The organism is Nocardioides sp. CFH 31398 (assembly GCF_022436705.1).
GTDB lineage: Bacteria > Actinomycetota > Actinomycetes > Propionibacteriales > Nocardioidaceae > Nocardioides.
This window is the reverse complement of record NZ_JAKUHT010000013.1, coordinates 53,626-77,138: the sequence shown is the minus strand read 5'-3', so window position 1 is coordinate 77,138 and position 23,513 is coordinate 53,626. Positions and strand designations below refer to the sequence as shown.

At 65.5% G+C, this 23,513-nt stretch carries 14 protein-coding genes; 6 read left to right on the top strand and 8 right to left on the bottom strand.

Annotated elements, in window-relative coordinates:
* Nucleotides 1–95 precede the first annotated feature (95 nt).
* Nucleotides 96–3,506 (bottom strand): helicase-related protein, encoded by a 3,411-nt coding sequence (locus MJ876_RS12940; RefSeq protein WP_240236714.1) that lies wholly within the window; start codon nucleotides 3,504–3,506, stop codon nucleotides 96–98.
* Nucleotides 3,507–3,618: 112 nt separating this feature from the next.
* Between MJ876_RS12940 and MJ876_RS12935 the strand changes: the two genes are divergently transcribed.
* Together MJ876_RS12935 and MJ876_RS12930 are read left to right on the top strand one after the other, a co-directional pair.
* Nucleotides 3,619–6,888 carry an SNF2-related protein gene (locus MJ876_RS12935; RefSeq protein ID WP_240236713.1) on the top strand — a complete coding sequence of 1,090 codons (3,270 nt, stop codon included), beginning with the start codon at nucleotides 3,619–3,621 and terminating at the stop codon, nucleotides 6,886–6,888.
* Between the two features lie 377 nt (nucleotides 6,889–7,265).
* Nucleotides 7,266–8,036, top strand: coding sequence for an HNH endonuclease (locus MJ876_RS12930; protein WP_240236712.1), 771 nt, complete (start codon nucleotides 7,266–7,268; stop codon nucleotides 8,034–8,036).
* Between the two features lie 97 nt (nucleotides 8,037–8,133).
* On the opposite strand, the gene MJ876_RS12925 is transcribed toward MJ876_RS12930, so the two are convergent.
* From MJ876_RS12925 to MJ876_RS12915, 3 genes are all read right to left on the bottom strand, one after another.
* Entirely contained in the window at nucleotides 8,134–9,132 is a 999-nt protein-coding gene (locus MJ876_RS12925) for an ADP-ribosylglycohydrolase family protein (protein WP_240236711.1), read from the bottom strand.
* Between the two features lie 3 nt (nucleotides 9,133–9,135).
* Nucleotides 9,136–10,005 (bottom strand): ARPP-1 family domain-containing protein, encoded by an 870-nt coding sequence (locus MJ876_RS12920; RefSeq protein ID WP_240236710.1) that lies wholly within the window; start codon nucleotides 10,003–10,005, stop codon nucleotides 9,136–9,138.
* Between the two features lie 95 nt (nucleotides 10,006–10,100).
* Complete coding sequence (locus MJ876_RS12915; protein ID WP_240236709.1) at nucleotides 10,101–10,790, bottom strand: hypothetical protein; 690 nt, start codon at nucleotides 10,788–10,790, stop codon at nucleotides 10,101–10,103.
* Between the two features lie 175 nt (nucleotides 10,791–10,965).
* Between MJ876_RS12915 and MJ876_RS12910 the strand changes: the two genes are divergently transcribed.
* Together MJ876_RS12910 and MJ876_RS12905 are read left to right on the top strand one after the other, a co-directional pair.
* Nucleotides 10,966–13,767, top strand: a complete 2,802-nt coding sequence (locus MJ876_RS12910) for a PD-(D/E)XK nuclease family protein (RefSeq protein WP_240236708.1) — start codon at nucleotides 10,966–10,968, stop codon at nucleotides 13,765–13,767.
* On the top strand, nucleotides 13,760–17,005 hold the full coding sequence (locus MJ876_RS12905) for an exodeoxyribonuclease V subunit beta (RefSeq protein WP_240236707.1): 3,246 nt from the start codon (nucleotides 13,760–13,762) through the stop codon (nucleotides 17,003–17,005). The genes MJ876_RS12910 and MJ876_RS12905 overlap by 8 nt, the downstream gene beginning before the upstream one ends.
* 26 nt (nucleotides 17,006–17,031) lie before the next feature.
* Here the strand turns inward: MJ876_RS12905 and MJ876_RS12900 are convergent, their stop codons facing one another.
* The gene (locus tag MJ876_RS12900) at nucleotides 17,032–17,565 is read right to left on the bottom strand and encodes a hypothetical protein (RefSeq protein WP_240236706.1); all 534 of its coding nucleotides are present in this window, start codon (nucleotides 17,563–17,565) and stop codon (nucleotides 17,032–17,034) included.
* A 125-nt stretch (nucleotides 17,566–17,690) separates the two neighbouring features.
* Here MJ876_RS12900 and MJ876_RS12895 point away from each other — a divergent pair, with 125 nt between their 5' ends.
* Both MJ876_RS12895 and MJ876_RS12890 read left to right on the top strand, forming a co-directional pair.
* Nucleotides 17,691–19,349 carry a DUF726 domain-containing protein gene (locus MJ876_RS12895; RefSeq protein WP_240236705.1) on the top strand — a complete coding sequence of 553 codons (1,659 nt, stop codon included), beginning with the start codon at nucleotides 17,691–17,693 and terminating at the stop codon, nucleotides 19,347–19,349.
* Between the two features lie 103 nt (nucleotides 19,350–19,452).
* On the top strand, nucleotides 19,453–20,259 hold the full coding sequence (locus MJ876_RS12890; protein WP_240236704.1) for a hypothetical protein: 807 nt from the start codon (nucleotides 19,453–19,455) through the stop codon (nucleotides 20,257–20,259).
* 180 nt (nucleotides 20,260–20,439) lie between these two features.
* Here the strand turns inward: MJ876_RS12890 and MJ876_RS12885 are convergent, their stop codons facing one another.
* From MJ876_RS12885 to pgm, 3 genes are all read right to left on the bottom strand, one after another.
* The gene (locus MJ876_RS12885; protein ID WP_240236703.1) at nucleotides 20,440–20,991 is read right to left on the bottom strand and encodes a hypothetical protein; all 552 of its coding nucleotides are present in this window, start codon (nucleotides 20,989–20,991) and stop codon (nucleotides 20,440–20,442) included.
* Between the two features lie 243 nt (nucleotides 20,992–21,234).
* A complete protein-coding gene (locus MJ876_RS22430; RefSeq protein ID WP_374202476.1) occupies nucleotides 21,235–21,660 on the bottom strand; it encodes a winged helix-turn-helix domain-containing protein in 426 nt (141 codons plus the stop codon).
* 70 nt (nucleotides 21,661–21,730) lie between these two features.
* A complete protein-coding gene (gene pgm / locus MJ876_RS12880) occupies nucleotides 21,731–23,374 on the bottom strand; it encodes a phosphoglucomutase (alpha-D-glucose-1,6-bisphosphate-dependent) (protein ID WP_240236702.1) in 1,644 nt (547 codons plus the stop codon).
* Between the last annotated feature and the right edge of the window lie 139 nt (nucleotides 23,375–23,513).

The following is a 23,513-nucleotide window of genomic DNA, read 5'->3' as shown; positions in this document are numbered from 1 at the left end:
CACCGACGACTCGGCACCTATTTTATGTGCATGAACCTACCGGCGGGGCCCGACTCTTTGGTTGGAACGCGAGTGATTGGTAGGCCCCAGAAAAATCAGAAGGGTTGCGTCCCCTTGGCCCAGGTCTTCGCCCAGTCACCCCGGATGCCTGTGGCCTCGAAGTCGCCGAGATCTGTCGTGGCGAACGGGTCGTTGAGGTAGCGAACCTCGTCGTACTGCGCGCCCCGCTGGTCGACCCTAACCAGCGCGAGCCTGTAGCGCGGCACAGCGTTCTTGCCGGTCATGACCTCGTTGTGGGTGACGAAGAAGTCCTTCGAGCCCTCGATGCGTGCCTTGACCTCGATCCGGTAGGTGTCGCCATTGGCGTCAGTCGACAGGATGTCGAAGCCTGGGTTGTTGAAGGCCTGCTCGACCGGCTTGCGGCCAAGTTCACGTTCGCGCGCGATCACGAGGTCGACGCCGCGGCGTTCGACTGCCTTGGTCTCCTTGGCGTGCATCGGCGCAGTCGCAGGGATTTCGCTTTCGAGCATGCCGATCGGGAGGACCAGCGCCGCCGTGACGATGTGTGGCGGCTTTGTCGACATCAGTTGCTGTTGGTCGAGCAGCGCCAGGCGCTTGCGAAGGCGAGAGTCCAGCTCAACTGCCTTGCGATTGAGGCTGTCAGAGGACTCCTTCGCCTTCTCGCCCTTGCGCTCCTTCTCAGAGGCGATCGCGGCGTCAAGCAGGAGTCGCTCGCTCTCAGAGCTGAGTCGCTTCGTGACCAGGTCCCGCGCCTTCTCGAGCTCGGCGAGTCGTCGCGGCTGGACTTCTGCGAGGTATTCGGGCAGCCGGTTCGCGATGATCCAACTAAGGGCCTTGTCCTCGGCGTCGCCGAGCCACTGGAGTGCCCGCGCGGCGTCGGACGCGGCACCCGGCGGTGCAGCAACACAGTCCAGGTAGGGCGCCGGGCCGGCAGGGCTCACTGTGCCGAAGGAGTCGACATAGGCATACCCGAAGCGCCGGGCAACTGAGTCGCCGGTCGCATCGGCCACTTCTTCGACAACACCGACGAGAAGTTGCGGCTCCTCAAGGGTCGATGAGACGAGGACGGTCCCCTGGTTAAGAGCGCCTCCGAAGTTTCGGATTGCCTCGCCCATCACCGCGTCGTGCAGCGGGTGGCCGGGGGCGAGGAGGTCGGCGCGGCTCAGGTTGTCTGGCTGAACGTGGCCGATATCGAAGGTCACCCTGTCGTACTTGGTGGCGATCGGGCCCGTGCCAGCCGAGCGGATGTGCTGCGGGACGTTGGCGATCTCGTAGCGGCCGTGCTCCCTCTTCACGATCCGGCCGCCGAGTTTCGTGAACGCCGCCTTGAAGGCGAGTTCGATGTAGTGCGGCTGGAGGCGCCGCGCTCGGGCCTCGTCCATGGCCGCTCGCAGCGCGTGGAGGTCGGCGTCGGCAAGGTGCTCGGAGGCGAGGGCTCGCTCGTCGAGCAGATCCTTGAGACCGTCGCCGACGGAGGCGTCGATAACCTCGTGCATCTTGGCCTTCACGTCGGCGCGCTCGCCGTACTGAATGGCATCAAGCAGGAGGTTGCGCAACGGGGTGTCGCTGAAGGCTTCGCCGAGGACGTCGAAGACCTTGCCGCCGTAGGTCTCGCGCATCTGGTCGAGCTTCTCCAAAAGCCGGGTGAAGACCTCGCCCTCGCGGGTGTTGGAGGCGACAAGGTTCCAGAGGCGGCAGACTTCCTCCTGCCCGATGCGGTGGACGCGACCGAAGCGCTGCTCGATTCGGTTCGGGTTCCACGGAAGGTCGTAGTTGACCATAAGGTGTGCGGCCTGGAGGTTGAGGCCCTCCCCCGCGGCGTCGGTGGCGAGAAGGATTTGGCAGTCGCGGTTCTTGGTGAACTCCTCGGTGATCTGGCGGCGTTCCTGGCGACGTACACCACCATGGATCGCGCGAACCGCATCAGGCTTGCCGAGGAGCGAGCCGATCCTGCCCTGGAGGTAGTCGAGGGTGTCGCGGTGCTCGGTGAAGATGATGAACTTGCGCGGCCAGCCGTTCTTGTCGGTGACGAGCGCGTTGTCCTGGAGGATGTTGGACAGCTCGGTCCACTTGCGGTCGGTTCCCGCCTCGCGAACGAGACGGGCTGTCTTGATGAGGTCGGCGAGTTCGAGGAGTTCTGCGTTGAGCTCTTCGACGGTCTGGGCGGCCGTGGCCGCGTCCATGACGTCTTCCTCCAGTTGCTCGAGCTCCTCGGCGTTGAACTCGTCCTCGTCGATGTCGTTGAGCACGAAGACTGGCTCGGTGTCCTTGTAGGTGCCGTTCTCGATCTCGAGCTTCTTTCGCTCGAGACGCTCGGACCGCCGTACCAGACTCTTGTAGATCGCCTCGGGGCTGGACGCGAGACGTCGTTGGAGGACGGTGAGCGCGAACCCGACGGTGTTCTTCCGCTTGCCGCCGATTCGATCGGCGCGGTTCATTCCCTCGCGGACGTAATGCGTGACGTCCTCGTAGAGGTTGTACTCGAGAGCGGTCAGCTCGTAGGGAACGGTCTCTGCAACGCGCTCGGGGAAGAGCTTCTTTCCCTCGAAGGTCAGCAGGTCTTCCTTGACCATGCGGCGCATGATCCCGCTCACGTCGGCGGACTTCTTCTGCTTGCCCTCAAAGCGATCGCGGTCAAGCAGAGTGAGGAAGAGCTGGAAGTCCTCCTCCTTGCCCGAGTGCGGTGTGGCGGTCATCAGGAGTAGGTGGCGTGTGATCTGACCGAGGATTTCGCCGAGCAAGAACCTCTTCGTCTTGCGGAGCTCGCCACCGAAATAGTGAGCTCCCATGCGGTGAGCCTCATCGACAATGACGAGATCCCACTCGGTCTCCTCGAGCTGGGCCTGCAGTTGCTCGTTGCGCGAGAGCTGATCCATCCGGGCGATCAGCAGCGGGTTGGTCTCGAAGACGTTGAAGTTTGCCTGGGCATCGATGAGCTGGTTCGTCAACAGGTCGAAGCGAAGACCGAACTTAAAGAAAAGCTCGTCCTGCCACTGCTCGACTAGCCCACCTGGCGCGATAATCAAACACTGCTTTACATCGTCCCGAAGAAGCAGCTCCTTGATGTAGAGACCGGCCATGATGGTCTTGCCCGCACCGGGATCGTCGGCAAGCAGAAATCGGAGCGGGGTGCGCGGCAGCAGCTCGCCGTACACGGCTCGGATCTGGTGCGGCAGCGGCTGCACGTCACTGGTCGCGACAGCCAGCATCGGGTCGAACAAGCCGGCAAGCGAGATCCGTTGGGCCTCGGCGACGAGCTTGAAGTCGCTGGCCGAGGCGTCGAAGGCTCGGCTACCGCTTTGCGCCATGGAGAGCTTGTCCTGATCCTTACGGAACACGACCTGCTGCCCGAGACCGCCTCCTGAGTTTTTGTAGGTCAACTCGAGCGCGTCGGTGCCGTGCCACTGAGCGGCGATGACTGTGATGACCTCGGCGGGGATGAGTCCGTCGATCCGCAGACCGGGTTTCAGCTCTTCAAGCTGCACGAATGACCTCCTGTTTGACAGCTGCGGACGCTACTCCGCCCTACCGACAGTTTCGCTAGCCCACCGTATTGGGTAGCTTTCCCTCACTTGACACACGCAGCCAAGGAGACAGATGAACCGCGCCGAACGGCAACAACTCGGCGCGGTCACCGAGGAAGTCCGTGCCTGGCTCCATGCCGCCCAAGAGATCCGACATCTCGCAGGACACCTGCCTTACTCGCCTGACGGCGACCCGAGCGCCCAGCTTCCCCTCCTCGTCTCGTTGGGCCAGGTCGAGGCATCGGGCGACCTCGCGGCTGCCACTCAGCTCGCAAAGACCGTCTGGTTCGGCAGACGCAAAAAGCTGCAACCTGCACACGAGGCTGCGACTCGACTGTCAACGTTCCACAGTCAGGTCAAGGCTGCTCAGTCCGACAGCGCGTTGACAACGTTCCGTGAACGGCTCGCAAGCAAGACCGGCGGGGAGCGGCAACGCCTCCATGCCGTTCTCGCCGAGCTGGTCGAGCTGCGCTCCGCGGCCGCGAACACGCTCAACGACGTTGTTCACATGCCGGTCAGCCGCAGCGGCGTGCTTAGCGAGGCCGAAGACCAAGCAATGCGGTCGGTCATTCAACTCGTCGACCTGCATGGCCCACATGCGCAGCAGCTCCTCGACCAAGGTCCATGCGCTACGGGGACCTGCGAGCGATCGCACTCCTCTGCTCGGCTACTGGTCGATGTGCAGCGTGAGTCCGGCGCGGCGCGTACGGCAAAGGCCATCCGATCGGCCAATGCACGGGTCAGGAAGCAGTTCCAGTCCGAGCAGGCTCAGGTCAAGAAGCTCGCCGAGCAGGTCGGCCGCTGGGACGCCCGAGCCCAGTCGGTCCTGGTCGCTCGGCCTGAGGCCGAGAAGGTGGTAGCGAATCGAATCAAAAGTGCGCTGACCCTTGGAATCGACGCCAAGTTTGATGGCGGGGCTGTGAAGTTGGTTCCGCTCGTTGCCGAGGACGCGGTGCTACTTCCGAACTTGACGTTGCTTCGAGACTTCTCGCTCACTGCTTCTGACAAGTCGGCATTGGGCGACACTCGGCAGGTTGCAGCACGGATTGAACCGCGTATTCAGAGCACATTCAACGCCCGATGGGAGTGCCGACGCGATGGCAGTTGCATCGCCCTGCACGACGAAACACCAAAGCTGCTGGACCAAGCCAAGGCCATTGAGGCACGTCTGGCCGGTCTGGAGCCGCCCCCCGTCGAGGGCAAACCAAAACTCGACCTTCTCTCTGATCCATCACTCAGGGTCGTTTCGGTCCTGCCGGCGAAGCCTTCGAACCTTGAGCTCGTCGATGCGCAATTAACCGCGCGCGCCAAGAGTGGGGTCGGTGCAGTTCTCAACGCCGCCAAGGCGGCTAAAGCAGCAGCAGCCGACGCGAGGTCAGCCGCCGAGCGGGTGCACAGCGCGGATGTCGCCCGAGCGTTAGCGGGCATGGATCTCGAGGTTCTCAAGAAGGCCACTCCGGACCGGGTCCGGGTGACTGCGCTGTCGAATGCCGGCCTGGACAACGTGTGGAAGGTCTACAAGTACGCCGAGTCATCCTACCTGGAGGCGCTCCCGGGTCTGGGCGAAACCTCGGCGATCTCGATCGAGCAAGCAACGCGGCGACTCTTCGAAGCTGTGCGCGAGGAGACGCCTGTCCGAATTGACGTGAAGCCCAAGGACAGCGAGACCAAAAAGCTCCTTGAATCATTGAGGCGATGGCATGCGCTTCGGCAATTCACTCCCAGCCGCGACGAGACCAGGCTTGCCGAAGCTCTGGTCAGGCTCTTTAAGGCGAAGTGCACCCCGACCCACATGCTCGCCTTCACCGAAGGCCCGACCGACGCTGGCCCACAGGTCATCTCGACGTTAAGCGACGCCCTGAATCGCAGCGCGGCGTCCGTGGGGACTGGCGACGTATGGAAGGACTTCTTGTCCCGCCCAGCCGACTACTTCGGCATGCTGACCGAGCTCGGCTTCGTGACGGAAGACGAGAAGAAGATGCACGGCGATCTTCCTGAGGAGATCATCGAGGCGGTCCGTGCCAAGGAGCTCAAGCGGGACTACCTCACCGCCTCACTCCGCACATATCAGAGCTTCGGCGCTCGCTTTGCGCTCGTCCAGGAGAAGGTCGTCATTGGGGACGAGATGGGTCTCGGCAAGACCGTCGAGGCCCTCGCGGTCTTTACCCATCTTCGAGCCACCGGGCACTCCCACTTCCTCGTCGTCTGCCCTGCCGCCGTCGTCAGTAACTGGATCAGAGAAACTGAGAAGCACACAAGACTGGCGGCGACGCGGCTCCATGGGCCGCTTTGGGACCGCAACTACGCCGCCAAGTCATGGATTCGCAGCGGCGGCGTCGCTGTCACGACCTACGACCTCCTGCCGTGGGCTCAAGAGCATCTGAACAAGGTCGAAGTCGCCGCAGCCGTGTTCGACGAAGCGCACTACATCAAGAATCCGCTTGCCAAGCGCTCGATCGCGGCGGCTGTCGTCATAGACTCGCTCAAGTACGTGATCTTGATGACCGGCACACCGCTGGAGAACAGCGTCCAAGAGTTCCGGAATCTCATTGGCTACATCAGGTCTGACTTGTCCGACTTTGCGCCCGGGTACCTCGCGTCACGGTTCCGAAAGCACGTGGCGCCGGCATACCTGCGCCGCAATCAGGAGGACGTGCTCACGGAGCTCCCCGAGATGGTGGAGATCGACGAGTGGATGAGCTTGTCGGACGCCGATGAGGGCGCTTACCGAGCCGCCGTACAGGACGGCAACTTCATGTTGATGCGGAGGGCAGCGATGCTCTCTGAGAGATCGCTCAAGGTCAGTCGGCTCCAGGAGATCGTCGGCGAAGCGGAGGCCAACGGGCGGCGGGTCATCGTCTTCTCCTACTTCCGAGATGTGCTGGATCACGTCGCGCGCCTCCTACCTGGACATGTCCTCGGTCCCCTGACGGGCTCAGTTGGGGCTCGCGACCGCCAAGCCTTGGTCGATCGCTTCTCGAAGTCGGGCCATGGGGCGGTGCTCGTCGCACAGATCACCGCCGGCGGCGTCGGCCTCAACATCCAATCCGCGTCCGTGGTGGTCATCTGCGAACCGCAGTTGAAGCCCACGATGGAGGCTCAAGCCATCGCCCGCGCACACCGCATGGGTCAGACGAACACGGTGCAGGTCCATCGTCTACTCACGGAGAACAGCGTGGACGAGCGCATCCGGACGATTCTGGCGGACAAGATGCAACTCTTCGACGAGTTCGCACGTGACAGCGTCATTGCCAACCAAGCTCCTGACGCTGTTGACGTCACCGACGCTGAACTCGCCCGCATCGTGATCGCCGCCGAACGCGAGCGTCTGTTTGGACGGTGATGATCGACGGACCCGCTGCCCAGTTGCACTCGCGCTACTGCTGGCTTGCGCGACCTGCAGAAGGCTAATTGGGGCGGGCGAGGTCCTTTGGAGTCTCCTCGTGCGCTGGGTCTGGTAGCGACTCAGGGCGGACCGACGGCGACTTCGATCCATTCCCGTTACGCGCACGCCAACATTCTTCACCACCTGGCCCGCTTCACCGCTTGCCGTGCTCCGTTGGGCTTCGGGAGCCAACTGCGACGATCGACTGAGATCACCCCATGGAGCCGGCAGGATTCAGGCAAGCCGCGATGCGGTGGCTTGACGAACGACAACAGTCTCGGGTTGATTACTCGTGGGCAAGCTCTTTCGTCTACGAGGGAAATCGCATCCCCCTAATGGATCTTCAGCGGGGGATACGAAAGCCTGCAAATTTCACCTCAGCGCTTGCCATTCGAACCACTTTTACCGCGCCGGGCGCGAAGCCACCCTATGCAGACTCTATTGGCGAGGACGGCCTTCAACGCTACAAATATCGCGGAGACAACCCTGACCATCCTGAAAATCGCGCCCTGAGGCGAGCAATGCACGACCAAGCCCCGCTGATTTGGTTTGTCGGGGTTGAGAGCGGTCTGTACGAGCCAATCTATCCGGTGTGGGTTGTTGGAGACGAACCAAACCAACTGCAATTCGCTCTTGCCCTCTACCAGGGCCAGCGCTTTTGGTCGCCAAGCTCAGAGCTTGACACTGACACGCGCCAGTACCTCGAGCGCCTCACAAAGCAGAGGCTCCATCAGAAGGTCTTTCGGTCTCGCGTGATGCTAGCTTACGGAAGCCGTTGTTCTGTGTGTCGTCTTGCACACGACGAACTTCTTGACGCCGCGCACATCTTGCCGGACAGCCATCCAGACGGCCTGCCGGTCGTGCCCAACGGGCTCTCACTTTGCAAAATTCACCATGCGGCCTTTGATCACGGCATTCTCGGCATTCGTCCCGACTACTCTCTGCACGTTCGCGACGACGTGTTGGAGGAGATTGACGGCTGGATGCTGAAGGGCGGCATTCAGAGCGTGCACAACACACAGCTGAGTGTGCTGCCGTCCGGGCGCACTTCACGTCCCACACCCGCTCGATTAGAGCAGAGATACGCCGAATTCCTTGCTGGATAAGTCCGAATCAGCCGGCTGCATCTCAGCACCCATCATGCCGGCTGATCGCTAGCCCAATAACGACGTCACCTACCAGCGGGTGCTCGACGTACGACGGTTAGTCGGCCGCGTCGGTCTGCGGCCAGGTCCGCGGGTCGTCGCCGACGGCGATCCGGACGGCGAGCGCGGTCAGGTCGATGGTCCGCAGGCCGGGCCAGCCGTGGAGGATCCGCTGCCACGCGAGCGGCACCGCGGTGACGCCCCACCGGGCACCGAGCAACCCGCCGGCGATGGCGGCGACCGTGTCGGTGTCGTGGCCGATGCCGATCGCGGTGGCCAGGGCGTCGCGGAGGTGGCGGCCGGGCAGGTCGACCGGGGTCGGGGTGTGGGTGATGGCCGACCAGGCGGCCTGGAGGGCGCCGACGACCCAGCCGTTCTCGGTGAAGGTCTCGGGCTGGTTCGCCTCTGCCTCGGCAAGGACCTCGAGCCAGCGGTCGGGGTCGCGGAGGTGACCGACGAGCTCGCCCGGCGTCGGAAGGTCCCCGGTCAGGACCGCCTCGCGGACCATCAGGCACCACAGCGCTGCGCCATCGCCAGCGAGCGGGTCGTGGTGGGTCAGCGCGCTGACCGCGTGGGCGGCCTCGACGAGGGCGGCCTGCTCCCCCGGGCCGAGGTACGCCAAGGCGACGGGCGCCGTCCGCATGAGGGAGCCGTTGCCAGCGCTCCGGCCGGAGCGATCGTGCTCGGCCTTGGCCGCCGCGGTCATCGTGGCGGCGGTGGGGTGGCGGCCAGCGGCGCGGAGAACCTCCGCGGTCTGGATGCCGACGTCGGACGGCCCGCCGGCGTACCACTCGGCGAAGCCGGCGGCGATCGCGTCGAGGGCCTCGGTCGAGCGGAGGTCGACGCCGGTGGCCGCGACACGGGCGATGGCCATCGCCTGGGCGGTGTCGTCGGTCCACTCCCCCGGCGCGAAGCCGCCGAGCCCGCCGCCGATCATGCGCGGGAGTCCGTCGTACGGCGCGGAGCCAAACTCGTAGCCGGCGCCCAGGGCGTCGCCCGCTGCCGAGGCGACGAGGGTGCCGATGGCGCGGTCGGTCTGTGCTGCGGTGAGGGTCATGGCTCAGGCCTCGTGGAGCATCGGGTGGCGCAGGTTGGTCAGCCTGCTGTGCAGGGTGCGTCCGCGCCAGGTCGTGTGCCGCACCTCCGCGTACGAGGTGCGGCCGGTGGTCCATTCGGCGAGGCCGGCGGGGCCGCGCTGGTCGGAGCGGACCTGCTCGCAACGGCGGACCATCCGCAGCGCCCGGCGGGCGGGGGTCGACTCGGCCACGAGACCGCGCGCGTCGACCCGGGCGGCCTCGAGGATCTGCTCGAGCGCCGCGTCGAGGGCTGCGGTCGAGTCGAAGACCTCCATCACGTACGGCTGGCCGCCGACGCCGACGAGCACGCCGGTCTGGCCGGGCAGCAAAGCGGGCGGCTCCGAGCTGAGGAGCGGGAGCTCGTCGTCCAGGTGACGGACGAGGCTGGTCGTCGGGTTGTCGGTCCCACCAGCGACCGAGGTGAGGCGCTCGACGCGGCGCCACACCTCCTGCTGGGCACCCCAGGGCTGGGCGTCGGTCGCCGCCTGGCGGACGTACGGCGTCGCGCGGCGACCGCCGGTGCGCTGGTCGACCTCGCCGTGCCAGCGACCCTGCTCGACGCAGGCGACGTTCACGCGGACCCGCTCGCCGACGCCGACGAGGTGGCCGGTCAGGGCCATGCGGTGCTGCCAGCCGCCCTCGAAGAGCTGGCCTTCGAGGATCAGGACCGGCTCCGGGCCGCTGTTGGTGACCATCAGGCCCTCCACCTCGGGGCCGTCGTCGCACTCCGACACGGTCAGGGTGTCGGTGGCCAGGGCGTACCCGGCCTCGCCCTCGGTCGGGCGCCAGACCGGAAAGACGGTCAGGCCCTCCCAGCCGACGCCGCGTCCCACGTGCAGCTCCTCCACCTTCATGTCTCCCCCTCGAGTCTCGGGCCCTTTGTGGGCCGGTGCGAGGAGGATGCGACGGAGGGCCCCTATTCGTGGGTTAGGCGCCTAACCCCCGATCGTCAGTGGTGCTCATCCGGGAGGTCGTTCCAGCCAATGGTGCGGGTGAGCTTGACCAGGTAGTCGCCGAGCTGGTGGGCGTCCTCGAGCTTCGGGCCCCAGCGTTCGACGTTGATGTCGCGGCGGATCTCGTGCAGCTGGTTCGTGAGTCCCTGGCTGCTCCTCCCCATCCGCTCGCCAGCGGCCTTGACGAGATTGGAGGGCGGCGGGTCTCCGGTCAGGAGGTGCCTAAAGGTGACGGCCAGAACCCGGCGCTGGGACGCACTGAGCGTGTATCTCCCGACGGCGTACGCCGTCCCTTGCTCGGGGTCGTCCAGGTCGTGCTGGTCCGTGACCTCAGGCAGGTCCGCAGCAGCGTCGGTGCCGACCACGACGGCGAGCTGGCACCAGTCGTCGAGCTCGGGGAAATCGAGGACAGCGTGGCCTTCCTGTAATGCCACGAGGGCCCGCCGTTCAAAGACGTGGTCGCCGACCCAGGGGTCGCGGACACGCATGCGGGCACGCGGCCCCACCTGCACCAGCCACCCGAGATCGGTGGCTGTGAATCGACACAGGCCACGCGGAACCCACTTGTTCGGCAGATGAATCCCGCTCGAGGCAGCCCTGCCGACCGATACGGGTTCCCACCGTGAGAGCCCGCACCAAGGCCTCTTCTTGTCGCCGACCGCTACCTGAATCCGTGCCTCATGCATTGCCGCAGGGTAACGGCCGCCAGGGTCTCGAAATGAAGCTCGGCCTACCCAATCATTAGTCGAAACGAGTTAGGTTGCCGCAGTGCAGTCACCGGGATTCTCCAGCGCGCACGCTCAGTTGCGGCAATTGGCGACTGCAGTCGCTGATCTGAAGTCTGCAGACCCGCTGAGGCCTGTGACCGTTCTGGCGCCGTCGAATACCGCGGCAATCACCGCGCGCAGGTTCCTCGCCGCGCAGGGCGGTATTGCGGCACTCAACGTCACGACAGCGCGTCGATACGCCGAGACCCTGGCAGCGGCACGCATGTCGCCCAGACGCCCCGCCACCCGACCTGTCGTCGCCGCGGCATGGCGGCACGCACTGTCCGGCGACCCCGGTGCGTTCGCAGATGTTGCAGACCACCCGTCGACGGTGGGGGCGTTGTCCAGGGTGTATCGAGATCTCCGCGAACTCAGATCGCACCACCTCGATCTCATCGCTAGCAGCCCCACGCCGGCACCCGATCTGGTCAGGCTCTTCAAGGAGGTCGAGGCCGCACTAGCGCCAACCTGGTTCGACGATGTCGACCTCTTGAGGTCTGCAACCGACGTCGCTGACGTTTTAGATGAGCCCGTGGTGCTCTACCTCCTTGGACGCGTGTCCCCCGGAGAACACGGGCTCCTGAGCGCTCTCGCGGGAGCCCGCGAAGTCGTGACCATCGACGGCGATGACCGACTGCATGCGGCGAGCCGGGTTGTCCATGCCTCTGACTCCGATGACGAGGTCCGCGTTGTCGTTCGCGACCTGCTCGTCAGTCTGGAGCAGGAGAAGAGGGTCGCCGTGCTGTACGCGGACCCGCGACCTTATGCCCGTCTGCTGGCTGAGCAGCTGGGCGTCGCTGGAGTGAGCATCAACGGGCCAGGGGCCCGACCCGTCGCCGAGCGGGCCGTAGTGCGGAGCTTTCTCCAACTGCTCGACCTCGCAGATCAGGGCGTGCCGAGGGCCCAGCTGTTCGACGCCGTCAGCTCGGCGCCGTTCATCGATTTCGCCGGCCAGTTGATTCCCACGGCCCGCTGGGAGAGGCACTCCCGTGCCGCCGGGGTCGTACGCGGCGACCACTGGGATCTTCGGCTTCGGACGTGGATCGACGTCGAAGCACCCGAGTGCGACAAGCGATCCGGCCAGGATCTGCGTGACTTCGTCGCCGAGCTGCGCCGAAGGTTCTCCTCTGTCGGCGAGACATGGCCGGAGACGGTCGACTGGGCGCGGGATCTGTACTGCACGCTGCTGGTGGGGCCGAGCGGTCTCCGCTCCCTGCCCCCCACTGAACAGCATGCGTATGCGGCGCTCGACCTCGCCATCGGGACACTCGCCGTGTTGCAGGCCAGCCAGATCGTGCCGTCTGTGAGGTCCCTGCACGATCTCCTTGCCGTCGAACTCGAGAGCTCCATTCCCCGGGTGGGGAGGTTCGGCGACGGCGTGTACGTCGGCCCGCTGAGCACCGCCGCAGGGCTCGCGGTCGACGTCACCTACATCGTGGGGCTCAGCGAAGACCTCTATCCGGGGAGCCCGTCGGAGGACGTCCTGCTTCCCGACAGGATCCGCGAGCAACTCGACGGGGCGTTGCCGACTCTCCGCGATCGCATCGAGGACAAGCGCCGCGACCTCGCCTCGGCCTTCGCCAGCGCTCCCGAGGTCGTGGCCTCCTTTCCCCGGGGGGACCTCCGTCAGTCCCGCGAGCGGCTGCCGTCCCGTTGGCTGCTGCCCACTCTGAGGCACTACGCGAACGATCCGCAGCTCCCTGCGACTCGGTGGGAGGACGCCGACTACGGCGAGGCCGTGCTGTCGGCCGGATCCTTCGCCGGCGAACTGCTGTCGACGAGCCGTATGGCGACGGAACAGGAATGGCGGATCCGCGCCGCCGTCGCGGGACAACTCAGCGACGTGGTCGCCGAGGCCGCCCACGAACTCCTGACCGCACGTGCCGGTACCGACTTCACCCGCTTCGACGGCAATTTGACCGGTCTTGGGACCTTGCCCGACCCCCGACAGGGATCGGCCAAGGTCTCACCCACAGCGCTTGAGAGGTACGCGGGCTGCCCCCACGCCTATTTCGTCGAACGAATGCTCCGGATCGGGCCGGTCGAGAACCCGGAGGACATCGTCACCATCCCCGCCTCCGAGCTCGGCACGTTCATCCACGAGTGCATGGACGAGCTCATCAAGAGCACCGACCGACCGGGGGCAGGTGAGGCGTGGACCACCACCCATCACGAGGTTCTCCGACAAATCGCAGAGAAGAAGGCCGCATCATTCGAGCAGCGCGGCGTGACCGGCCATCAACGGCTGTGGTCGGTCGAGAAGGAGAAGGTGTTCTTCACGCTGACGACGATGCTCGACGAGGACTCCGCCTGGCGTTCCGACAAGAATGCGGCGGTCCATGCATCCGAAGTCGAGTTCGGGTCCAACGGCGATCCGGGAGTCGAGGTCGACATCCCCGGCGGCGCCATCCGGCTCCGAGGAAGTGCGGACAAGGTCGATCGAGCTGAGGGACGCCTCTACGTCACAGACATCAAGACTGGCCGGCGAACCGACTTCACCAAGATCAAGCAGGACGACCCAGCGCCCCATGGAGCGAAACTGCAGTTGCCCGCCTATGCCTTCGCGGCCCTGTCCATTCTCGACGTGGACCTCCCGGTCACGGCCGGCTACTGGTTCGTGCACAAGGACAGCGGGCGTGTCGATCTCGAGATCGACGACGACGTGAGAAACCACTACGGGCGAGTGCTCGGAGTCCTAGCGTCAGGTATAGCCGACGGCCTCTACCCTGCCAAGCCACCGGAGAACGACGACTTCACCTTCGTCCAATGCCCGTTCTGCAATCCTGACGGGCTCGGCTACGCCGGACGGAGGAGGGAATGGGCGGCGAAAGCTGCCCACCCCGACCTCAAGCAGCTCGTCTCCCTCAACGTCGACAACGAGGTGACCGATGCCTGAACCAGTCGACCAAGCGGCCCGCACCCAGATCCGGGAGCAGACCGCCAGCACCCTGTTCGTCAGCGCCGGCGCAGGGTCCGGGAAGACCACTGCGCTCGTCGGCCGGGTCCTCCGCTTGGTCCTCGACGACGGCGTCCCCATGGCAACGATCGCGACGGTGACGTTCACCATCAAAGCCGCTGTCGAACTGCGCGACCGGTTGCGGGCCGAGCTGGAGAAGGCGCTCCTGTCCGGAGATTCAGGTGTAACACGCGATCGCGCCCGGCAGGCGCTGGACAACCTCGACCTCGCGGCCATCGGCACGCTGCACTCCTTCGCCCAGCGAATTCTGGCCGCGCACCCGATCGAGGCAGGTCTGCCGCCAGCGATCGAAGTGCTCGACGAGATCGCCTCGTCGATTGCCTTCGAGGAACGATGGTCCCGTCTGCAGCAAGAACTGCTCGACGACGACTCGATCGCCGACGCATTGATCCTGAGCATGGCCGCAGGGGTGACCCTTCGCCAGGTCCGTCAGCTCGTCCGCTTGCTGGGTCAGGACTGGGACCGCATCGACAGACATGTACTCAGCCACCCCCCGACGCCGATCACGGTGCCGGACCTCCAGTGCGTCGCCGATGCAGCGTCAGGTCTGGTTGCGCTACTCGCACGATGCTCGAATCCGCACGACAAGCTCTGCCTAAAGCTCGACGAGTTCGTCGGTCTCCTCACCGGACTGAGCTCAGTCACCACCGTCAGGCAGTTCCTCCAGCAGTCCGCCGCCATCAACGAGTTCAAGACCGGCCCGGTTGGCAGCAAGTCGAACTGGGCGGGGGAAGATCCCACACTCATTCGTGCTGAGATCGGGAGCGTGCGGGAGCACGTGGAGGGATTACGCACTTCAGTCGTCGGCACCTGCGTCAGACACCTCGCCTACTGGGCCGGACGAGAGGTGCTCAACGCGGCCCACGAGCGGCGTCGAAGCGGGCGCCTCGAGTTCCACGACCTCCTCGTTCTCGCCAGAGACCTCCTGACCCATTCCGAGCACACCCGCGCAGTGCTCCACGAGCGGTACCAGCGACTGCTCCTCGACGAGTTCCAGGACACCGATCCGATCCAGATCGAGCTCGCAGTGCGCATCGCAGGCGGACGCGAAGCGTCCCAACCGCGATGGGAGCAGGTCGACGTACCGGCAGGGCGACTCTTAGTGGTCGGCGACGCGAAGCAGTCCATCTACCGCTTCCGCCGCGCAAGCATCAAGACGTATCTCGATGCGCAGGAGGTCATCGGCGAACAGACCACGCTCTCCACGAACTTCCGCTCAGGACCGGGTGTTGTGACGTGGGTGAATGAGGTGTTCGGTCAGCTCATCGCCTTCGAAGCCGACGGGCAGCCCGACTACGAGCCTCTTATCGCCCACAGATCGGTGGACACGGAGCTGGTCGGCCCTCCGGTGGCGATCCTCGGCTCCGAGAAATCGCCGAAGATGAGCGCCGAGGCCCTCCGCCGAATCGAGGCGACAGAAGTAGCCGGAGCGATTGCGACGATGCAGTCCGAGCAATGGACCGTCTTCGACGAGAAGCAGCGCGCCTACCGGGCTGCCCGGCCATCTGACATTGCGATCCTGCTCCCATCCCGGACCTCGATGCCCATGCTCGAGGACGCCCTGGACGAGGCCGGCATCCACTTCCGCGCCGAGTCCATGTCCTTGGTCTACGAAGCACCGGAGGTCCGCGACGTACTGATCGCGGCGCGCGCTATCGCTGACCCCTCGGATGCCCTCGCTCTGGTCGCTGCTCTTCGATCCCCGCTGTTCGGGTGCGGGGATGATGACCTATGGCGCTGGCGGAACGCCGGCTTCCGTCTCGACCTCTTCGCCAGATGTGACGACGAAACACAGTCGACGGGGCCGGTCGGGCGCGGTCTCGACTATCTGCGTCAACTCCACCGAGCAGCGCAGTGGCTCACGCCCAGCGAAGTCCTCTCGCGCATCATCGAGGACCGGCGAGTTCTCGAGGTCGCGACCCAGTTGCCGCGGACTCGGGACTCGTGGCGCCGTCTCCGCTTCGTCGTCGACCAGGCTCGAGCCTGGACCGAGACCTCCCTCGGGGGTCTGCGCGCCTACGTGAACTGGGTGGCCCATCAGGCCCAGGAGAAAGCCCGGGTGTCGGAGGCCGTCCTTCCTGAGCAGGACGTGAATGCCGTCCGCGTGATGACCGTCCATGCGGCCAAGGGACTCGAGTTCCCCATCGTCGTTCTCAGTGGAATGTCGACCCGCCCCAAGCGCGAGTCCGGCGTGCGCATGTTGTGGAGCGAGGACGACTACTCCGTCAGCCTGCGAGGGGATCTGCGGGACCCGACTTTCGAGACCCTGGCCGCGATCGACGAGCAGATGGGTGACCTCGAGCGCACCCGGCTGTTGTACGTCGCTGCCACACGGGCGCGCGACCACCTCGTGGTGTCGTTGCATCGCATGGAGCGGGGTTCTCCAACACAGCTCACACCTGCGGAGCTGATCGACAGCGTGGGCGGGGCGGTTGTCGGCGACCCCGTCCTCCTCTCATCCGAGGCGACCACCGGTTCTCTTTCGGAGGCTGAGACGGCAGCGGCGCCTCCTGCCTTTGAGGAGTGGCGGGCAGGAGTGATCCGAGCACGGGCCAACAGCAGGGCGCGCGCGGCGTTGACGGCGTCCGGGCTCGAGGGCACCGAGCCGGAGGTGGTGATGGGTGAGGCGGACGAAGCCGGCTCCGCGAAAGGACCCCGTGACCTCGCGCTGCCTCCGTGGACGAAGGGGCGTTACGGCTCAGCGGTGGGCCGCGCTGTCCATGGTGTCCTGCAGATGGTGGATCTCAGGACTGGCGCCGGCCTGCCCGACGCCGTCCAGTCACAGGTGATTGCCGAAGGCATCCCTGACCTCGGTGCTGTCGTCACGAAGTTGGCCGAGGCAGCGCTCAGCAGCGGGCTCGTCCGGCGTGCGTCGGAACGCCGACACTGGCGCGAGATGTACGTCGGGGCCCCCCGTACTGACGGCACGTTGGTGGAGGGGATCATCGACCTCCTCTTCCTCGAGGACGATGGCTCTGTCGTGGTGGTCGACTACAAGACCGACTTCGTCACGCCCGAGACGCTGCCGGCCAAGGTCGCGTTCTACCGGCCACAGCTCGGCGCCTACGCCGAGGCCCTGTCGGCGTCAGTAGATGTCCCCATCGCGACCCGGCTCCTCTTCCTGCACCCGCAAGGGTCGGTGGAGGCCGCGTTGTGACCGGGTCGGTCCTCGCGCGAGAGCACTCAGTATCCGAAGACGTGCACGCTCACCACGTCGATCTCACGGCGCTGACTGCCGAAGAAGGCGCCGAGTCGTCTCGCCACCAGTGGGAACGGCTTCTCCCTCGACGTCCCGTCTGCCCGCCAATTGCTCTGCGGAACGATCAGGAAGAGATGCTGGACGTCGGGTGCGACGTGGGCCTTCCAGAGGTCCTTGAGGTCGTGGTTGTTGGTCGTCGCCCCGCCGCGCTCAACCTCAGCGATAACACCTCGGTCGCCGCTGATGGGAAGAAAGAAATCCGGACGTGCTTGCGTCACGAGCCCCGTCTGCGGGGTCAAGACCACTTCTTCACCAAAGCCCAGTTCGTCCTTCAGCAGTCTCGCCATGTGATCCTGAACCGCTTTGCTCTGCGCACCGTGAACATGCAGATCCTTGATCTCGGGAGCCGTGTCACCGATATGCGATCGCAGACGGTCGGCCAATGCATCGACGGCCACCAGCTCAGCGGACTCCTCGGGTGTCAGCTCGGACTTGGCGTGACGTTTGTAGCTCTCCACACGCCGAGCTTCACAGCTTGCGAGCCGAGAAGCTATTCGACTGCGGGGCCGTGCTCCGTTGCCCGAGAGTTGCGAACAACCTGCCCATCTTCAAGCATCGGCTACATCCGCCGCGGAGGTGTCCCATGGCCGAGTTGACGTATACCCCGCGCGGTCGCGGTTTCGCGGTCGACCTGAGCGCAGGCAGTCTGGATCTGCACGTGAAAGGTGCGGGGTTGGACCATGACAGCCCACAGATCGGGGGTTCCAGCGACCTGACCGACAACGTTGCGTTGATGGCGTTGGTCCTCGGCTATGCCGCCAACGAGCTGGCGTACCGACGTCTGCGATCACCGGAGAAACGGAAGAGTCACAGGGACGCCGCTGACAACGAACGCGTGCAGGCGATCGGCCTGGCCGAGCTCATCGTCCGAGCTGAGGCTTCCACGAGTGACGCCTGGTGTTCCGGCTGTTTCACCTTCAGCCCTCGACGGCGAGTGCGAAAGGCTAGTCGTCCGGTGGAGACGTGGCTGTGTGCCGCGTGCGGCACCCCTTCGGTCGGCTGTGCAGTCCCTCGTTGCAAGAACCACGCCGTGGTGCATCCGCTGGCGAGAACGAACCTCCGATATTGCGCTGAGCACCAACACGAGATTCCTTCCTTCGAGAAGCTGGAGGCAACCTTTTGCTCACTTCTTGACTACGAAGACTTCCTCTCGTACGACGTGCGGAATGCAGCACGCATCACCAAGGTGACCGGCGGGATGATCGGCGCAGCCTTGGTAGTGGCACCCATGGCGCTCCTCGCAGCGCCCGCCGTGGGTGCCGCGCTCGGTGGTTCAGCACTCGGTGGCTCGCTCACCGGTGCGGCGGCAACCAGCCATGGCCTCGCGATGCTCGGCGGCGGTGCAGTCGCCTCCGGAGGGCTCGGCATGGCCGGTGGGACGATGGTCGTCACCGCCACTGGGTCGGCCCTGGGAAGCGCGCTGGGTGCCACAACGGTCTCCGCCTACACGTCGTCCGACAAGTCGTTCCGCATCGAGAAGGTCCGAGACGGGACTGGTACGCCGGTCATCTTCGCTACCGGTTTTCTGACAGAGGGCCTGGGCGGATGGACCGGATGGCAGCCTTTGGTCGACCAGCGATACCCCGATTCCCCGGTTTACCAACTCCACTGGGGATCGAAGGAGCTCAAGGATCTCTCCGTTCTGCTGGTCGACGCGGGTGTGAAGGCGGTCGTGCACCGGCTGGTCAAAGCAGGGGCCAAGCGGGGCGGCAAAGCGCTGAACCTGCCGGGCATCGGATGGGCACTCGGCCTAGCCGGCGTCGCGGCGAACCCGTGGACCGTCGCGAAGACCCGCGCTGGCATGACCGGAGTGGCGCTCGGGACCCTTCTCGCCCGGTGCGACGAGGGACCGTTCGTCCTGATGGGGCACAGCCTGGGAGCTCGGGTGATGGTGACCGCCGCGGAAACCCTCAGCACCAAACCGGGCGCGAAGAAGGTCGAGGAGATGCATCTGCTCGGCGCCGCGGTCAACAAGAGCCGCGACTGGCGCAGTCTGCACGAGGCGGTCAATCACCGTGTTTGGAACTACTGGTCCGCCGAGGACGACGTACTTCGTTGGCTGTACCGGCTGGCTGAGCTCACAGCGACGCCGGCCGGCCAAGCTGGCTTCACCTCGAAGTTCACCCGCATCTCCGACCGCAACGTGACGAAGAACGTCCGGTCACACTCGGCCTACATCGCTCACGTCAAGCTCGCCACAAGAGCCAGCCGCGACAACGCCCGCCCACACCCCGGAGCTTGAAGTGACCAGTCTCGACCACCTCCTCGACCTGACTCTTCCCCTCAATCGCAAGGAGCGCTACTACACCGGGACGGTCCTGCCCGCGTTGCTCTGTGCTGACTAGATGCGTCATCTGGCGCGACTGGCCGCGCCGGAACTGCTCGACCTGGGCGAGCTAGACGTCCGGGCGCTGCCGCACGACTGCACCGTGCTGTTCTTCACCGAGTACAGCATCATCGAATCGGCGATCGGGCAATCCAGTGCGAACTTCCCCGGCCTCCAAGGCCTCCCGAAGGACACGCCGGACCTGGTCATCCTCGTGACGGCCCCACATCCGGTCCTCATCGCTCTCGAGGCGAAGATGTACGACCGTCCTTCGCGACCTGACCTCCTCAAGCAACTGGCTGCGCAAACGACACAGCTCGAGGCGGTGGCTGATGCGTTGGCGCGACTTCTCGACGTCCCGGCGGTGGAAATCGCCCACGCTGCTCTCCTGCCAAGCAAGCTCGCCGACTCCGTCGGGCCGCTACCCGTGAGGGTCATCACCTGGGAGCAGATCCTGGAGACCTACTCAGATGTCAATCAGGCGTACTTTCTGGCCATCCTGCGCACCGCCCTCGACCGGTACGACCACCTCGTCTCCAAGTGGGCCGGATATCAGCAGGGAGATCTGGCGGGGGCGAACCTGGTGATGCGGTCGCTCGCGGGCGATGAGACGTGGCCGTGGATGGGCATCCAAGGAGGGCTGAAGGGTCAGCGACTCGCCCATGCTGTCTCGGACGGATCGTGGGGCACCCGTGTCTTCCAGTGTCGGCACGACCCGTTGCCCAACAATCCAAACTGGTTCCCCGTGACCGACTTTATCGGCAAGCTGCGGGACGCGGGCGAGGACGTCCAGTCGCTTGGTCCCACGCCCGCGGACGAGGGCTGAGCACTCTGGACGGCGGCCAGCGCGGTCGAATGGGAGGTCCCGTCGGGTTGTCGGAGCTCCTGCAGAACAGGGTCCTCGCCGCACTCGCTGCCGAGTCGCCCGCCGGCCAAATCACCGAGCAGAGCAGGCGACTGGCCCAGAGGGCCCGTGCGGGCGGATGCGGGGCCCCACCGCGGCCCCTCAGCCAAATAGAAGACTCGTGAGCTCTGACATCGTCGCAACACGGGAGAACTTGCCAAGGGCGATCTCGCGGTGCAACGGCTTCTCTTTCTTCAATCCGGTCGAGTCCCCCTTTGTATGCTTTGCCAACCTCTCTCCTAAGTCGGGAATCCTCTGGTGAGCCCCACCGCCGAACCATCGGTATTCGAGGTCGAGACGGGTCGCACCAACCGGTTGCTTCCACTCCAGAACAATGACGCATGCTGCTGGCTGGTTGTAGAGCAGAGTGCTGAGCTTGTACTTCGCAGTCTTGCTGTCCGCTCGCTTCGTCTTGAGCTGGACGTGTCGAGTCACTCCGCCCGATTGAAGTACCAGGTCATAACCGAAAGCGTCGACGGGCGAATGCAAAACATCAACGACCTGGGCCCGTGCGAACCACATCTCTTGAAGGAGTTCGCTCAGGAAAAGACTCTCGAGCATCAGCTCGAAGGCCACGGAGTTGGCGATGTTGCTCAGCTCGGGAGCGACAACGGGGCTTGAATCGTCGGGGTTGATCTGCGACAGATTGCTCATGACCCACAAGATGAAGTCTTCGCGCCTACGTGCTGGCAGTCTGACCGGCGGATCACGCTTATGAGCCCGGTAAGAGCTGGGTCTAGCGAGCGTTCAGGCGGTCGGACGCGACGACCGGCCTGGCTGAGAAGGTCGGCATCTTGCGCCGCCCGACGGCGGCGTGACCGCGGGACATCTTGCGGCCCCAACGAACGCGCCGCGGGCCATCGCATGCGGCAGTCGACGTTGATGGGACTAGGCGAGTCAACTCCTGCCCTTCGCGGAAAGCTCCCAGACTCCTCTCTCGCGACTCGGCATGATGAGCCCCTCGTCCACCATCTTTTTACGCTCCCACCTCACCGCATTTCTCCATCTGACCTCATTGTTGTCAACGAGTCCGTAGTCCCCATCGGTGAATGCATCTTGCATCCGTGATTCGAGCTCAGAAGTGAGCTCTTCCACGCTGAGTCGACCGCCACGCTCCCTGAGGATGTCAAGGATGACTGGACGAAACTCGCTTTGCGGGGTGAGTCGGCTAGTCCTGACCCCCTGAGGTCGTCGCCCAGATCGACGATTCGCAGAGCTGTTGCTCTTCGCCCTTGCCACAACGGCCGGAGATGCAGGAACAGACCGTCCGTGCCCGCACTGAGCCAGGGGAAGATCACAATGGTCGCAATGGCTTCCGCTCATGGTCTCCAAAATCCTTGATCCTAGACCGGCACTGCCATCGTCTAATCCTCAGAACCATGTCGAGGCAGAATCAGCCGCTGAGGGCCGCCGAGACGACCTCGCGCGCCTCGGCCTGGACCTCGGCGAGGTGGTCGGGCCCGCGGAAGGACTCGGCGTAAATCTTGTAGACGTCCTCGGTGCCGCTGGGGCGGGCGGCGAACCACGCCGACTCGGTGGTCACCTTGAGTCCGCCGATCGCCGCGCCGTTGCCGGGGGCTTCGGTCAGCTTGCCGGTGATCTCCTCCCCCGCCAGCGACGTCGCGGCCACGTCGTCCGGGGAGAGCGCGGCGAGCTTCGCCTTCTGCGCCCGGTCGGCGGGCGCGTCGACCCGGGCGTACGCCGGCTCGCCGTGCTGGGCGACCAGCTCGGCGTAGTGCTCGCTTGGCGACTTGCCGGTCGCGGCCTGGATCTCCGAGGCCAGCAGGCACAGCAGCAGGCCGTCCTTATCGGTGGTCCACGTCGAGCCGTCGCGGCGGAGGAACGACGCACCGGCCGACTCCTCGCCGCCGAACCCGAACGAGCCGTCGATCAGCCCCGGCACGAACCACTTGAACCCCACCGGGGTCTCCACCAGCGGCGCCCCCACCTGCGCGGCGACCCGGTCGATCATCGACGACGACACCAGCGTCTTGCCGATCTGCGCGCCGGCGGGCCAGTCGGGGCGGGCGCCGCCGAACAGGTAGCCGATCGCGACCGCCAGGAAGTGATTCGGGTTCAGCAGCCCCGCGTCGGGGGTGACGATGCCGTGGCGGTCGGCGTCCGCGTCGTTGCCGGTCGCGATGTCGAAGTCGTGGCGCCGCTCGATCAGCGAGGCCATCGCCGACGGCGAGGAGCAGTCCATGCGGATCTTCTCGTCCCAGTCCAGCGTCATGAACCGCCACGTCGGGTCCACCAGCGGGTTCACCACCGTCAGGTCCAGGCCGTGCCGCTCGGCGATCTCGCCCCAGTAGTGCACGCTCGCGCCGCCGAGCGGGTCCGCACCGATGCGCACGCCCGCGTCGCGGACCTTCGCCAGGTCGACCACCGACGGCAGCGCGTCGACGTACGCGCCGAGGAAGTCGTAGCGGTGCACCTGGCCGCGGGCCTTCTCCAGCGGCGTACGACGGACCTCGGCGAGCCCGCCGCGGATCAGCTCGTTCGCGCGGGCGGCGATGGTCTTGGTGGCGTCGGAGTCCGCGGGGCCGCCGTGGGGCGGGTTGTACTTGAACCCGCCGTCCGCGGGCGGGTTGTGCGACGGCGTCACCACGATGCCGTCGGCCAGCCCGGAGCCCGTCGTCCGGCCGCCGTTGGCGTCGATGATCGCCAGCGACACCGACGGGGTCGGGGTGTAGCCGTCGCGGTCGTCGACCATCACCGTCACGTCGTTGGCGACCAGCACCTCGACCGCGCTCACCCACGCCGGCGTCGACAGCGCGTGAGTGTCCGCGCCGAGGAACAACGGGCCGTCGTACCCCTGGCTGCGTCGGTAGTCCACGATCGCTTGGGTGGTGGCGAGGATGTGCGCCTCGTTGAACGACGTCCTCAGCGACGACCCGCGGTGGCCGCTCGTGCCGAACGCGACCTGCTCGTCCGGGTTCTCCGGGTCGGGCTGGCGGGTGTAGTACGCCGTGACCAGCGCCGGGACGTCGACGAGGTCCTGCGGCTGGGCGACGGTGCCGGCGCGGGATGCGGTCATGGGGGGTCTCCTGGTCCTGGGTCCGTCAGGTCGTCGTGCGGGGTCACCGGGTTTCGAGGCGCCTCGCTGGCGCTCGGCACACCTCAACCGGCGGTGACAGGGATGGCGCTCGGGGTCTCGACAAGCTTGACCGTCGGTG